The 12,529-nt window shown below is 54.0% G+C and carries 18 protein-coding genes and 1 riboswitch; of the genes, 12 read left to right on the top strand and 6 right to left on the bottom strand.

The window, feature by feature from the left end:
* Positions 1-38: 38 nt before the first annotated feature.
* Both BN3277_RS17935 and BN3277_RS17930 read left to right on the top strand, forming a co-directional pair.
* Entirely contained in the window at positions 39-953 is a 915-nt protein-coding gene (locus tag BN3277_RS17935; RefSeq protein ID WP_059045083.1) for an ABC transporter permease, read from the top strand.
* On the top strand, positions 953-1,750 hold the full coding sequence (locus BN3277_RS17930) for an ABC transporter ATP-binding protein (RefSeq protein WP_059045080.1): 798 nt from the start codon (positions 953-955) through the stop codon (positions 1,748-1,750). Before BN3277_RS17935 ends, BN3277_RS17930 begins: the two co-directional genes overlap by 1 nt.
* A gap of 73 nt (positions 1,751-1,823) precedes the next feature.
* Here BN3277_RS17930 and BN3277_RS17925 read toward each other — a convergent pair whose 3' ends face one another.
* Entirely contained in the window at positions 1,824-2,198 is a 375-nt protein-coding gene (locus BN3277_RS17925) for a DUF2512 family protein (protein WP_089153374.1), read from the bottom strand.
* A gap of 102 nt (positions 2,199-2,300) precedes the next feature.
* On the opposite strand from BN3277_RS17925, the gene BN3277_RS17920 reads away from it, so the two are divergent.
* The 6 genes from BN3277_RS17920 to BN3277_RS17895 all read left to right on the top strand — a co-directional run bounded on the left by BN3277_RS17920 (position 2,301) and on the right by BN3277_RS17895 (position 6,491).
* Complete coding sequence (locus tag BN3277_RS17920) at positions 2,301-3,251, top strand: NAD(P)/FAD-dependent oxidoreductase (protein ID WP_059045078.1); 951 nt, start codon at positions 2,301-2,303, stop codon at positions 3,249-3,251.
* The gene (locus BN3277_RS17915; protein ID WP_059045076.1) at positions 3,241-3,543 is read left to right on the top strand and encodes an antibiotic biosynthesis monooxygenase family protein; all 303 of its coding nucleotides are present in this window, start codon (positions 3,241-3,243) and stop codon (positions 3,541-3,543) included. Before BN3277_RS17920 ends, BN3277_RS17915 begins: the two co-directional genes overlap by 11 nt.
* A gap of 12 nt (positions 3,544-3,555) precedes the next feature.
* Entirely contained in the window at positions 3,556-4,017 is a 462-nt protein-coding gene (locus BN3277_RS17910) for a DinB family protein (protein ID WP_059045074.1), read from the top strand.
* Between the two features lie 19 nt (positions 4,018-4,036).
* Positions 4,037-4,549: a GNAT family N-acetyltransferase gene (locus BN3277_RS17905; protein ID WP_059045072.1), complete on the top strand. Its 513-nt coding sequence runs from the start codon at positions 4,037-4,039 to the stop codon at positions 4,547-4,549.
* A gap of 30 nt (positions 4,550-4,579) precedes the next feature.
* Positions 4,580-5,188: a TVP38/TMEM64 family protein gene (locus BN3277_RS17900; RefSeq protein WP_059045070.1), complete on the top strand. Its 609-nt coding sequence runs from the start codon at positions 4,580-4,582 to the stop codon at positions 5,186-5,188.
* A 64-nt stretch (positions 5,189-5,252) separates the two neighbouring features.
* On the top strand, positions 5,253-6,491 hold the full coding sequence (locus BN3277_RS17895; protein ID WP_059045067.1) for an MFS transporter: 1,239 nt from the start codon (positions 5,253-5,255) through the stop codon (positions 6,489-6,491).
* A gap of 56 nt (positions 6,492-6,547) precedes the next feature.
* Here BN3277_RS17895 and BN3277_RS17890 read toward each other — a convergent pair whose 3' ends face one another.
* Positions 6,548-7,234: a metal-dependent hydrolase gene (locus BN3277_RS17890; RefSeq protein WP_059045065.1), complete on the bottom strand. Its 687-nt coding sequence runs from the start codon at positions 7,232-7,234 to the stop codon at positions 6,548-6,550.
* Between the two features lie 208 nt (positions 7,235-7,442).
* Here BN3277_RS17890 and BN3277_RS25830 point away from each other — a divergent pair, with 208 nt between their 5' ends.
* The 3 genes from BN3277_RS25830 (at position 7,443) to rpoD (ending at position 9,427) form a co-directional block, all read left to right on the top strand.
* Entirely contained in the window at positions 7,443-7,598 is a 156-nt protein-coding gene (locus BN3277_RS25830) for a hypothetical protein (protein WP_187380103.1), read from the top strand.
* A 30-nt stretch (positions 7,599-7,628) separates the two neighbouring features.
* Positions 7,629-8,267 carry a DsbA family oxidoreductase gene (locus BN3277_RS17885; RefSeq protein ID WP_059045064.1) on the top strand — a complete coding sequence of 213 codons (639 nt, stop codon included), beginning with the start codon at positions 7,629-7,631 and terminating at the stop codon, positions 8,265-8,267.
* 266 nt (positions 8,268-8,533) lie between these two features.
* Complete coding sequence (rpoD, locus tag BN3277_RS17880; RefSeq protein ID WP_059045062.1) at positions 8,534-9,427, top strand: RNA polymerase sigma factor RpoD; 894 nt, start codon at positions 8,534-8,536, stop codon at positions 9,425-9,427.
* A 42-nt stretch (positions 9,428-9,469) separates the two neighbouring features.
* Here the strand turns inward: rpoD and BN3277_RS17875 are convergent, their stop codons facing one another.
* The 4 genes from BN3277_RS17875 to BN3277_RS17860 all read right to left on the bottom strand — a co-directional run bounded on the left by BN3277_RS17875 (position 9,470) and on the right by BN3277_RS17860 (position 11,996).
* The gene (locus BN3277_RS17875) at positions 9,470-10,573 is read right to left on the bottom strand and encodes a hypothetical protein (RefSeq protein WP_059045060.1); all 1,104 of its coding nucleotides are present in this window, start codon (positions 10,571-10,573) and stop codon (positions 9,470-9,472) included.
* 108 nt (positions 10,574-10,681) lie between these two features.
* A complete protein-coding gene (gene crcB, locus BN3277_RS17870) occupies positions 10,682-11,050 on the bottom strand; it encodes a fluoride efflux transporter CrcB (protein WP_059045058.1) in 369 nt (122 codons plus the stop codon).
* On the bottom strand, positions 11,047-11,439 hold the full coding sequence (gene crcB, locus BN3277_RS17865; RefSeq protein WP_059047297.1) for a fluoride efflux transporter CrcB: 393 nt from the start codon (positions 11,437-11,439) through the stop codon (positions 11,047-11,049). Before crcB (BN3277_RS17865) ends, crcB (BN3277_RS17870) begins: the two co-directional genes overlap by 4 nt.
* Before the next feature lie 37 nt (positions 11,440-11,476).
* A riboswitch (Fluoride riboswitch) is annotated at positions 11,477-11,538 on the bottom strand.
* Positions 11,539-11,582: 44 nt separating this feature from the next.
* Positions 11,583-11,996: a DUF4183 domain-containing protein gene (locus tag BN3277_RS17860; RefSeq protein WP_059045055.1), complete on the bottom strand. Its 414-nt coding sequence runs from the start codon at positions 11,994-11,996 to the stop codon at positions 11,583-11,585.
* Between the two features lie 295 nt (positions 11,997-12,291).
* On the opposite strand from BN3277_RS17860, the gene BN3277_RS25585 reads away from it, so the two are divergent.
* Positions 12,292-12,477, top strand: a complete 186-nt coding sequence (locus tag BN3277_RS25585) for a hypothetical protein (protein WP_148501075.1) — start codon at positions 12,292-12,294, stop codon at positions 12,475-12,477.
* Positions 12,478-12,529: the final 52 nt, after the last annotated feature.

Here is a 12,529-nt window from a genome sequence, read left to right as displayed (position 1 = left end):
GCAGCATTCGCTCCTAAATTCTCGAGGAGGTACTCATCATGTTGAACTCGCTGCTCGGGGCGCTGGAATCCGGCCTGTTGTACGCGCTTATGGCGCTTGGCGTCTATATTACGTTCCGCATTCTCGATTTTCCGGATCTGACTGTGGACGGCAGTTTTACGACCGGCGGCGCCATCGCCGCCGTGATGATCACGGGGGGGAGCTCCCCGTGGATCGCCACGATCGCGGCGTTCCTCGGCGGGCTGGCCGCCGGGGCTATCACCGGTCTCATCCATACTAAAGGACGAATTAACGGATTGTTGTCCGGGATCCTGATGATGATCGCGCTTTATTCTATTAACATGCGGATCATGGGTAAGCCCAATGTGGGCTTGCTTGGAGAAACCACGATGTTTAGCTCGGTATCTCCGTTGGTGTTTATGCCGATTGTCGTCATCGCTATCAAGCTGCTGCTCGATTTGTTCTTCCGTACCGAGCTCGGGCTGGCGCTGCGCGCTACCGGCGACAATAAACGAATGATCCGCAGCTTTGGTGCCAACACGGACTATACCATCATTCTCGGACTCAGTTTGTCCAACGGGCTTGTCGCTTTGTCCGGGGCATTAATCGCCCAGCAGTCCGGTTTTGCCGACATTTCGTCGGGGATCGGGATGATCGTCATCGGGTTGGCTTCCGTCATTATCGGGGAAGCGATCTTTGGGGCGCGGACGGTCTTTTGGGCCACGCTGGCGGCGGTGCTCGGCTCGATCGTCTACCGGGTCGTTGTGGCGTTGGCGCTGCGAATTGAATGGTTGGAGCAAACGGATTTGAAGTTGATTACCGCCTTAATCGTCATCATCGCCTTGGTGCTTCCGACCGTGCAAAGAAACATGAAGCAGAAATCGATCGCCCGCAAGCGAGCGTTAGAAATCGCACAAAACCCCGGGCAAAAGAGTGCAGGGGGTGGGTTCTGATGTTGAAATTAACGCAGGTCTCCAAGCTGTTTCACCCTGGCACACCGGACGAGAAAATCGCGCTGATCGACGTCAACCTGCATCTGCGCCCCGGCGATTTCGTTACGGTGATCGGCAGTAACGGTGCAGGCAAATCCACGCTGATGAACATGATCTCCGGCGTGATCAAGCCGGACTCCGGCGAGGTTCGCCTTGGCGGCGTGGACATCGGCCATCTCCCGGAACATCGTCGCAGTAAGTGGATCGGCCGCGTGTTCCAAGACCCAATGGCCGGAACCGCCCCGCATATGACGATTGAGGAGAACCTGGCTATGGCCTTCTCCCGCGGGAAACAGCGCGGATTTGCGCTAGGCGTGAACGCCAAACGCCGAGGGATGTTCCAGGAGCAATTGCGCCGGCTAGGAATCGGCTTGGAGAATCGCCTCCGGGCCAAGGTCGGTACGTTGTCCGGCGGGGAGCGCCAGGCGCTTAGCTTGCTGATGGCGACGTTCACCGAGCCGCAGGTGCTGCTGCTCGATGAACACACCGCCGCATTAGACCCGGCCCGGGCCGAGCTGGTGACGAGGCTGACGCAGGAGATCGTCAGTGAGCTGAAGCTAACCACATTGATGGTCACCCACAATATGGAGCAGGCCATCCGGCTGGGGAACCGCCTGATCATGATGGACGGCGGCCGGATCATTCTCGATGTGGACGATACGAAAAAACGTGACCTGACGATGGAACGGCTGCTTGGTGAGTTCGAACGCATCAGCGGACATAAGCTGTCCGATGACCGCGTGATGCTGGGCAGTTAAATTGCACGGCATATCATGAACGCAAAGCGCGAGTAGGGGAGACCCGAACTCGCGCTTTTTTTTCGTGACGGGATTACCGTGAATCGCGTACCCGCACACTGCTGTCCCGGCGTATGCCGTCGCGCAGCATCCAGCTGTGCAAGAACCATTCAAATACGCCTACAACCAGCGTAATCGCCAGCATTTCGCCGAAGGATAACGTCCATTCCGCGTTAGCGGCGATCGCCCAAAGGAAAACGAAGACAAGCAAAGCGTCCACGAGGGTCGCAATGGTATTGTTCGTTCGTGGAAGGACGAAGAGATCCCCGAATAAATAGGCTAGAATGGACAACGCTAAGGCTGTCAACAGCGCCGAAATGAATGAGGCGTTACTTAAGATCATCAGCATAGCGATAACGATCACCCCGTTGCCGAGGATTTTGACGAGAAATTTATTCAAGACCAACACCTCCTTGTTTCTTTGGCTTAATCTCTCCTGACGGGGATACTGCTATTCACCATCTTCATTTGAAGATGGAACCACCTATGACGCGGAAAGAGGGGCACCCAAATGACATCATCGAAAATTTACGATTGCTTGATCGTCGGAGGCGGAATAGCCGGATTGCAAGCGGCCATCCAGCTGGGACGTTATTCGGTTCATCAGGTCCTGGTCATTGATGCCGGTTATGGGCGATCTACGTTGTGCCGGCAATATCATAACCTGCTTGGCTTTCCGGAAGGCGTATCCGGCGAGGAGCTGCGCAGTCGGGGAAGAAGGCAAGCGGAATCCTACGGCGTGGAGTTTATCTTGGCTAGGGTCACGAGTGCTGTAAAGCTGGAGGGCCGGTTTCAAGTGAGCACATCCAGCGGAGACAAATACACGGCCAAAACGTTGCTTTTAGCGACCGGCGTACTGGATCGTTTTCCCGAAGTCCCCGGCATGATCCCAACGCTGGGACTAAGTGTGTACGTCTGTCCGGATTGCGACGGGTATGAAATTCAAGGTCGGAAAACCGTCCTGATGGGCGCAGGACGTCCCGGCGCAGAGATGGCCTTGCTATTGGCGGAGCGTACAAGAGAATTAACTTATATTAATCATGAACGGTCAGACGTCGCACCGCAGCTGCTGCAGCAAATGGCGGAACGGGGAATTCGTTATGAGGAGGGGGAAATCGCCGAGGTTCAGCAATCGGAAGGCGATATCCGTAGCGTGATGCTGAAGGATGGCCGAAGCTTTGCTGCTGAACGAGGGTTTATTGCATTTGGCGGAAACGAGGTTCATTCCGGGTTAGCCGCTCAGTTAGGAGCCACCCTGTCCGGCAATCGGCATGTGGAAACCGATCCTCGTACGAAGCAAACAAGCGTGCCCGGCGTTTGGGCGGCGGGGGACCTCGGGCTGCATGCCGAACAAGTCAGTGTAGCGATGGGGGAAGGCTCAATTGCCGCAATTTGGATTCATAAAGCGTTAAGACCGTGCTATAATCAGTTGAACGGAGGGGATGCTGAGGATGATTCTTGAAGTCGCACAGCTGCAGGTAAAGCCAGGAATGATCAATGATTTCGAAAGCCACTTCCGCAAGGCTTCCAAGATTATCAGCCGGATGAATGGTTATCTTGGACATGAGCTCCACAAGTGCGTGGAGACGGAGAACAAATATATTCTTCTAGTGAAATGGCAGTCGATTACGGCACATGAGGTCGGTTTCCGTCAGTCTCCTGAATACCAGGAATGGAAAGCGCTGCTTCATCATTTTTACGACCCGTTCCCAACCGTGGAACACTATGTTCAAATCAAACATGAAACGGACTAGGAGGGAAGGCTCATGGAACAATTTATTTGGCGGCAACTGGAATTCGTTCGCTCCCAAACCCTGAAGCTGGTAGGATCGATTCCGGAAGCGAAGGCGACGGTGATTCCCGCAGGTTTTCGCAATCATATTTTATGGAACATGGGACATCTAGCTTTGGTTCTGGATAAATATGCTTACAACTATACAGGGAGGAGCTCCGAGCTTCCGGCGATCTATCAAGAGCTGTTCGCCAACGGGACGTCTCCGCTGAATTGGACCTCGGAAAGTCCGCAATGGAGCGAGCTTTTGAAGGTGCTGGAGGAGCAGCCAAAACAGGTGAAGGCCGCGCTTTCCGGTCAGCTTGAGGTATCGGTGGAGCCTTATACCACTTCCAGCGGCTACCGGCTTGAAACTGTAGGGCAGTTAATTAACTTTACGACGTATCACGAAGGCATGCATTTTAGCGTAATCAAACTGTACAATCAAATCATCTAGGGAACGAGAGCAGGTACATATGACGGAACAATTCGATTATACGATTGAAAATGCGACCCTCGAGGATTTGCCAGCTATCGTCGCGATTTATAATGAAACGATTGCCAGCCGTATGGTTACGGCAGATTTGGAGCCGGTGACCGTCGAAGCAAGACGAGCATGGTTTGACGAGCATTCCCCTAATTTCCGGCCGCTTTGGGTCATGAAATCCGAGGGGAGTGTGATCGCCTGGCTGAGCTTCCAGTCATTTTACGGACGCCCGGCCTACAACGGCACCGCGGAGATCAGCATATATATCACCGAAGCTTACCGTTCTCGCGGGATCGGTGCGCTCCTAGTCAACCAAGCGATTGCCACTTGTCCAACCATCGGGGTCCATACCCTGCTTGGTTTCGTGTTTGGTCACAACGAACCGAGTCTCAAGCTGCTTGGCAAATTTGGCTTTGAACGTTGGGCGCATCTGCCCCGCGTGGCCATTTTGGACGGTGTGGAACGGGATCTTGTGATCCTGGGAAAACGGGTCGAGGCGTAAAATGCATTTGGGGAATGGGGAACGAATCAGTTGAACGAATGGATCAAACAAATCACGGATTGGTTTATGGAGACCACCCAACTAGGCGGTTACTCCATCCTCCTGCTTACGATCCCTCTCGCCGTCGTGCAGGGGATCTTTGGATTTTTTCCGTTTGCCACCATCGTCATGCTGCATATTTCCGTGCTTGGGATCATGAACGGTTTACTGGCGAGTTGGATTGCCGGAACAGCGGCGGGGATGGTTGTGTACCTGATGTGCAGGTATTTCTTTGCGGACTGGTTCAACCGCAGGTGGATGGGGAAACTGCAAAAATACGAAAAATGGCAAAAAGGGCTGGACCGCTATGGCGTTTGGGCGGTCATTTTTCTTCGCACGGTTCCGATCATGCCTAATAATCTGATATCGTTTATGTCGGCGATTTCCAATCTGAAGCTCCGAGCCTACACTTGGTCCAATTTGGTTGGAAATCTGTCGAGTATTTGGCTGTTTGGTATCTTAAGCGCATCGATCGTTTTTCCGCGGATGAACCTGCGAGATCTGATCTTTTCCTATGCGGTGTTTCTGCTCCTGCTGGGAATCGCTTTTGTCCTTCGGAACCGCACGATATCCAAGAACAATAGCGGTATGACGCCCTAGCATGGATCAACCGTGATGTTGGTTAAGCTACAGAGAGAACAAGTTTGGATTGGGGGCGAAACGTTTGAACGCTCAGGAACAGGCCGTATCTGGAAAACCCGCTTCAACACGGCGGAAACTGCTGTTTAGTGCCGGACTCAGCTGGATGTTTGACGCGATGGATGTTGGGATCATTTCGTTTATTGCCGCTGCCCTAGCGGTGGAGTGGAGCTTAACGCCGCAGCAGACCGGTTTTTTTACGGCGATTAATTCGGTGGGGATGGCGTTTGGTGCAGCGATCGCCGGTTATATGGCGGACAAGTTTGGCCGCAAATCGGTATTGCTGTGGACCTTGCTGATTTTCTCCGTTGCCAGCGGCTTGTCGGCCGCCGCGACGAGCTTTGCAGTGCTGTGCATCCTGCGGTTTATTGCCGGCTTTGGGCTAGGTGGAGAATTGCCGGTCGCTTCCACGCTGGTATCCGAATCGGTGCCGGCCCGGGAACGCGGGCGAGCCGTTGTTTTGCTGGAGAGCTTCTGGGCCGCAGGCTGGATTGCCTCTGCACTGATCTCCTATTTCGTCATCCCGGATTATGGATGGCAAGCGGCATTTATTATCGGCGCCGTGCCTGCGTTATACGCCTTGTATTTGCGCAAGTCGATCCAGGACCCGGTTCGGTTTAAGGAGCAAGCCGGGCGGGGGAAAGAGCAAGGGCCTTCCTTTGGCGAAAGGTTCAAGTCGGTGTGGGCGGCCCCGCATCGCCGCTCGACCGTGATGCTTTGGATTTTGTGGTTTACGGTCGTTTTCTCGTACTACGGCATGTTCTTGTGGCTGCCTTCGGTGATGGTGCTGAAAGGTTTCAGCCTGGTCAAAAGCTTCGAGTATGTGCTGATCATGACGTTGGCGCAGTTGCCGGGGTACTTCACGGCTGCTTATTTCATTGAGAAGTTTGGCCGGAAATTCGTGCTGGTGTTGTACTTGCTGCTGACCGCGGCAAGTGCCGCTTGGTTTGGGAACGCCACCAGCGAAGGTATGCTGATCGCGGCGGGGATCTGCTTGTCCTTCTTTAATCTTGGAGCTTGGGGCGGCATGTACGCCTATACGCCGGAATTGTACCCAACCCGGGTGCGTTCGACCGGCGTTGGCCTGGCGGCTTCGTTTGGCCGAGTTGGCGGGATTATTGCCCCGTATCTGGTCGGAATGATGGTTGCGCGGGAATTCGCTATTGGTGGCATCTTCTGGATGTTTTTCGTGACGATTCTAATCGGTGCTATCGCCGTGTTCTGGTTAGGGACGGAGACGCGAGGGAAAGAACTGGCGGATTAAAAAACAGCAAATTGTTGCAAAGTGCAACAATTTGCTGTCATTCATTCGTTTATTGCCTAGAAGCTATCTAGGGAATCCCCCGGCTTCAGGGCGTGGCCTTGAATGCCGATGCGCTTAAGCTCAGCCGCGAATTGTTCGCCGTCTTGAGCGATGGCGTCAAACGTATTGTAGTGCACGGGAACAACGTGCTTGGCACCGATCCATTCGGCTGCGGTCAGCGCATCCTCCGGTCCCATCGTAAAATGGTCGCCGATCGGCAGAAAGGCCAAATCGACCGGACGCCGGGAGCTTACCAGCTTCATATCGCTGAACAAAGCGGTATCCCCGGCATGGTACACCGTAAATCCGTCCAAGTCGAGCAGAATGCCCGCCGCCACGCCAAGATACAGGTTCACGCCATCCTGGTTTACGGACGAGCTGTGAAGCGCTGGTACCCATTTTATTTTCCCAAAGGGGAACGTACGGGATCCGCCGAGGTTCATGCCTACGGTTTGCAGGCCGGCGCCGGCGAAGAAGTCCGCCAGCTCGACGATGGCGAGGATCGGCGCGTTGTTCCGCCGGGCGATGCTTTCCGCATCGGCGATATGGTCGGAGTGGCCGTGGGTCAGAAGGACATAATCGGCTTGAATGTCATCGGCTGCAGCTGCGGCCAACGGGTTCTCGGTAAGATAAGGATCGATGATGAGCCGATGCTTTCCCGTGTCAATCTGGATGCAGGAGTGTCCCCAATAAGTAATTTTCATTCCAATCACCTCTTATGGAAAAGATATCCTTCCCGTTTATTATAGCCGCCTTGGACGGGCAAGTCACATCTTGCAAAATGAAGCGCTGCATAAACGCATAGAATTTCCATATAGATTGGGATGAGGTAACCGTTCGCGGAAACGTTTGAAGCTGATTCATTCGGGTAATCTTAAGTGACAAACTTGGATTCGGAGGGAAGGGCCCGAGGTGAAAATTATCATTACGCAATGTGAAGCGGTGGAAAAGGGCATCTGGCCGCAAGTCAGCGCTGCGTTTGGTTTGACGAAAGAGGACGAGGTTTGGGAGAAGGAACAATTTATCCTTACTGAGGAGCAGGCTCGTGAATGGGGACTAATCCGGTAAAGGAGCTTTTGGCAAAAGGAGGAGTTTAACTTGAAAATCGAGATATGGTCGGATTTTGTCTGTCCGTTTTGTTACATCGGCAAGCGCCGTTTGGAGAAGGCGTTGGAATTATTTGATCACCGGAATGAAATCGAAATCGTATACCGCAGCTTTGAGTTGGATCCAGGAGCCCCTAAGGATACGGAATCGAGTATCCATGAACTGTTGGCGGTCAAATACGGCCTCAGCTTGCAGCAGGCGCAGGAGTCGAATCATAATGTGGCTCAGCAGGCTCAAGCGGAAGGGCTGACGTATCACTTTGATACGATCGTGCCGACAAATACATTTGATGCCCATCGGTTGGCGCACTATGCCGGGGAACAGGGGAAAGCCAAGGAAATGAATGAGCGTTTGTTCAAGGCTTATTTTACGGATTCCCAGCACATCGGTGAACGGGAAACATTAGTGCGTTTAGCCGAAGAGGTGGGCCTGGAAGGCTCTGCCGTTCGGGAGATACTGGAGCAAAATGCGTATGCCGACGCGGTCCGCGAGGATGAAAATGAGGCAAGACGGCTGGGGATCCGCGGTGTACCCTTCTTCGTGCTTCGGGGCAAGTATGCAGTGTCCGGAGCTCAGCCTTTGGAAATTTTTCAAGGGGCATTATTGCGGGCTTGGGAGGATCGGGAGTAGCCTCCGTCGAATAAGAAGAATAGAGGAACGCAAAAAACGCTGATCCTCGGGGATCAGCGTCTCGTTCCATGAACATAATAAAAAAATAAAACTTGTATAACCTAATAAACTGTGGTAAAATGACGGATAGCCACTCATCAAGCATTCACGCAATAATCTCCTCAATAATAGCATAATACCAATCATTTGTCAAATGGATATACAGGTCTTAGAGATATAGAATGGTTTTCGCAATTTTTTCATTTTTTAGGGTGGGGGTCTGGAAGATGACAGAGGACTTGAAGCATAACGAAATGGAATACACCGATGATCTGACGTTACCGCCAGGAATTAAGATCGACGACCCGGTAAGAATGTATTTGAAAGAAATCGGACGGGTGCCTCTGTTATCCGCTGAAGAGGAAATCCAACTTGCGCAACGTATCGAGAACGGCGACGAGGAAGCCAAGCGCCGTCTTGCTGAAGCGAACCTCCGTCTGGTTGTGAGTATCGCTCGCCGTTATGTCGGGCGCGGGATGGTCTTTCTGGACTTGATTCAGGAAGGCAACATGGGCCTTATCAAAGCGGTGGAGAAGTTCGATTATTCAAAAGGATTTAAGTTCAGTACCTACGCCACATGGTGGATTCGCCAAGCCATCACCCGGGCGATCGCCGACCAGGCTAGAACGATCCGCATTCCGGTGCATATGGTGGAAACCATCAACAAGCTGATCCGCATCTCTCGGCAACTGCTTCAGGAAATCGGACGTGAACCAACTCCGGAGGAAATCGCCAAGGAGATGGATCTGACACCGGATAAGGTACGGGAGATCATGAAGATCGCACAAGAACCGGTCTCACTGGAAACACCGATCGGGGAAGAGAACGATTCGAACTTAGGTGATTTCATCGAGGATCACGATGCTCCAGCCCCAGCGGAAGCCGCGGCGTATGAGCTGTTGAAGGAGCAATTGGAAGAAGTATTGGATACGCTGACCGAGCGTGAGGAGAACGTGTTGCGGCTGCGTTTCGGCATGGATGACGGCCGGACGCGGACCTTGGAAGAGGTCGGCAAGGAATTTGGCGTCACCCGGGAACGGATCCGCCAAATTGAAGCCAAGGCGCTGCGCAAATTGCGGCATCCAAGCCGCAGTAAGCGGCTGAAGGATTTTATGGAATAACATCGTAAGCTCCCTAAGGATTCCCCTTAGGGAGCTTTTTGATTATGGACGCTGACGGAGAGGACGGGAGGGAGCGGTAATCGGGCGAAGGGATTTGACCAGCTTCGCAGGCAATGGCCGAATACACATGTATTTGCCATTTTTGCCTCGCTGGGCTCGTTGCAGCCCCCTCGATCCGGGGCGAGCTACACGCGCGCCAAAGACCTGCATAAACCACTCGATGGGATAAGAGATGGACAGCATGCCGTTCTCCGACCCGGCAAAATTCACCGCTGCCGCGAGATTGCCTTTCCTCGTCAGCCATACGGAACCGGAGTCGCCTTCCAGGGAAACCGGCCGTTTGCCGCGGATCACGCTCTGGTCCTTGAAGGTGATCGTTCCCAAATTGCCGTAATCTCCGTAATCGACCTGGACGTCGGTATGGATCGATTCCACCTGACCGGTGACAACCCCTGTCGTCCGGCCAACTTTCTTAAATTGGTCCCCCACTTTGTAGGTGCGGACATGGCCGGGGACGATACCAAAGACGGCGTAAGCGGGTTTCAGTAAAGAACGTCTAAAAGGTCTGGCGGTAGCTGCATCCAGATAGTTCGCACGTTTTTGGCTTAACTTGGTAAAACGTTCTAACTGACCGATCCGGTCATGGGCGGCTGTCCCTCCATCGGCGCCGCCCGGCTGGAGCGTGGCCGAGAAACGTCGGGTATTATTATCGACAAGGACGTGGTTGTTGCTGAGGATGAGACGGCTGCATCCGGAGGGATCACTGCTCACGATCAAACCAACGGTGCCGGAGGAATCCGCCGTGCCCACGCTGTATCCGGCCACGACCGGTCGGATTCGGCGGGTGAACTTACTGCCGTTTCCGCTCCCGCCTCGTTTGCAGAAGCGAGGAGATCGAACGACGCGAAACGGTACCCCGGCTCGGGGCTTCAAATAGCGAGGCAGAGCGGTGGTGCGCTTTGAGGTTGCTTTTTTTTTAGAGGAGGCGGCGGTGGACAAGGCATCGGCATACACGATGATCGCCGCGCCGCGTTTGGGGTGCCTGGGGTCACGCAAGCCAACGCCAACGCCATGGACTCCGTTCTTCTTTAGCATGTTTCCGGCAATACGCTGTTTCAGCAAATAAGCTTTACGAAAACTGGCCAAAAGAAATCACCTTTTCTCGCATGTTTGCGGATTTGCTGTATTGTATGCAGACGCCGGTACGGGTGATCGTTATTAGGGCATATGTCCCCGCTGAGTTAGGCATGGGATTTAGGCGGCCAGCCAGCCACCTAACCAAGCGAAGGCCACACCAAGAAAGGCCGAGGTGAGCACATATAGGATGGCTTGGACTTTATGCCCCTTCCCGATGAGCGTCACTGTCTCATAACCAAAGGTGGAGAAGGTCGTATACGCCCCGCAGAATCCGGTCCCTAACATCAACCAGGTCCAGTCAGGCAGGGAGCCCCGCGCATGGAGTCCGGATAAGACACCAAGCAGCAGGGAGCCGCTGAGATTGATAATCCAAGTTCCCCAGGGAAATCGCGTGCCGCTCAGGGCCGCACGGGACGATACCCATTGTCCCAAATAATAACGCAGAAGCGTGCCGATAACGCCGCCTAATCCAACGATGCCGATCATACGGGTTCACCCGCCTTAGAAGAGCACGTCTTATGGCCCAAAGCCACGCCGACCCAAGCCATCAAGAGACCGCCGATCAGGCTGGCCAACAGGTAGGCGAGTGCTAACGCAAGGTGGCCGGTATGTATGGCGTCTACGGTTTGCACCGTGAAGGTCGAGAATGTCGTAAACGCACCGGTAAAGCCCGTTCCTGCGCCAATGCGTACGCTTGGGTTGAGCTTTCGGATGCCAGCGACGGTAAATAACCAGCCGAGGAACAGGCATCCAGCCCAATTGATGAGCAGGATCGACAGAGGAAAGGCTCCCGCCGACGGAATCCAGAGGGAAAGCCCGTAACGGAATATCGTTCCCAAAAAGCCTCCAAGAATGAGTGCAAGGATGTTCAAGATGATCAACCTCCTGAAAATAGACAGACTCCTACCAGAACATCTGGTAGGAGTCATCAGCTCGATCGAGCGGTTCAGGCGAACTCCATCGCCTTGTTGCGTTGGCACCATTTTATGCGATGGGGGGATTGCTCGTCAATATGCGATTACGTGATGATCGTGATCGTTGGCGCGGAGATTGTCGGCTGGGTTGTGATGGTGGAGGCAACGCCGCCAAAGCTGCCGACTTCAAGCTGGACAGGGATTCCAGCGATTAACTCCACAGTGCTCAGCACCAGACTCGCCGTCGTTAGAGTCGACAAAGAGGCCTGCTGAATCACGCCGTTAATGTACACGTTAAAGTAATCACTTCCGGTGAGCTCCGGCAGGTCCGTAATCGCGGCATCGGCGTCGTCCACGAAGCTGGCGGCCGGGATGGTGGTTTCAGTACCGCCGATCATGTCCGCTGTCAAGGTGGCGAAGTAACGAGTGACCGCCGGCGTTACCGTCGTTGTGACGGCGCCTCCGGAGGAGACTGGAGCCGAAGCCACGGCCGTAAACACGGGTTTAATTACAGGCATATCTTCACCTCCTATTCTTGGATGGTATCGAGAGATTCGATACAACATATTTAATGTTGAAAATGCGTTATTAGAAACGGCGTACAGCCTCTGTTGAACATGGAATTTTAGGACGGGTTTCGGTGGGGGATTAGCCCATGCGCTCCCGGCAGGCTGATCATAAGTTACGAGAGGAAGGTACGAGAGCGGGACCTGTTGGTTAGGAGGATGAGGCGGATGGGGATGGAAAAAGGCGGGCTAAGCGGGGCGATCCGCTTGCCTCAACGGCGGGCTTCAGCCGTAAGGAATAAGAGGTGTGCGGCTAAAGGACAGCGCCGACGGAGGAAGAAGGGGAGCAGGACTCCTTTACGGAACCAGCTCCGGCGAGCGGTATGCCTTCTGGAGCGCTATCGTAAGGAGCTGCGGCGGCTGGAGCGCCTGGCCCGTACCGACGGACCAGCGCCAAGCCCGGGCGAAACGCGGGGAACGGCTGGCCCGGTAGGGCCGTCAGGGCCGCAAGGCCTGCCTCTTATACACCCTTAGATGTGGATTAC

Source organism: Paenibacillus rubinfantis (genome assembly GCF_001486505.1).
Lineage (GTDB): Bacteria > Bacillota > Bacilli > Paenibacillales > Paenibacillaceae > Fontibacillus > Fontibacillus rubinfantis.
Note: the sequence above shows the minus strand (reverse complement) of the source record. Positions and strands in the feature narration are given on the sequence as shown.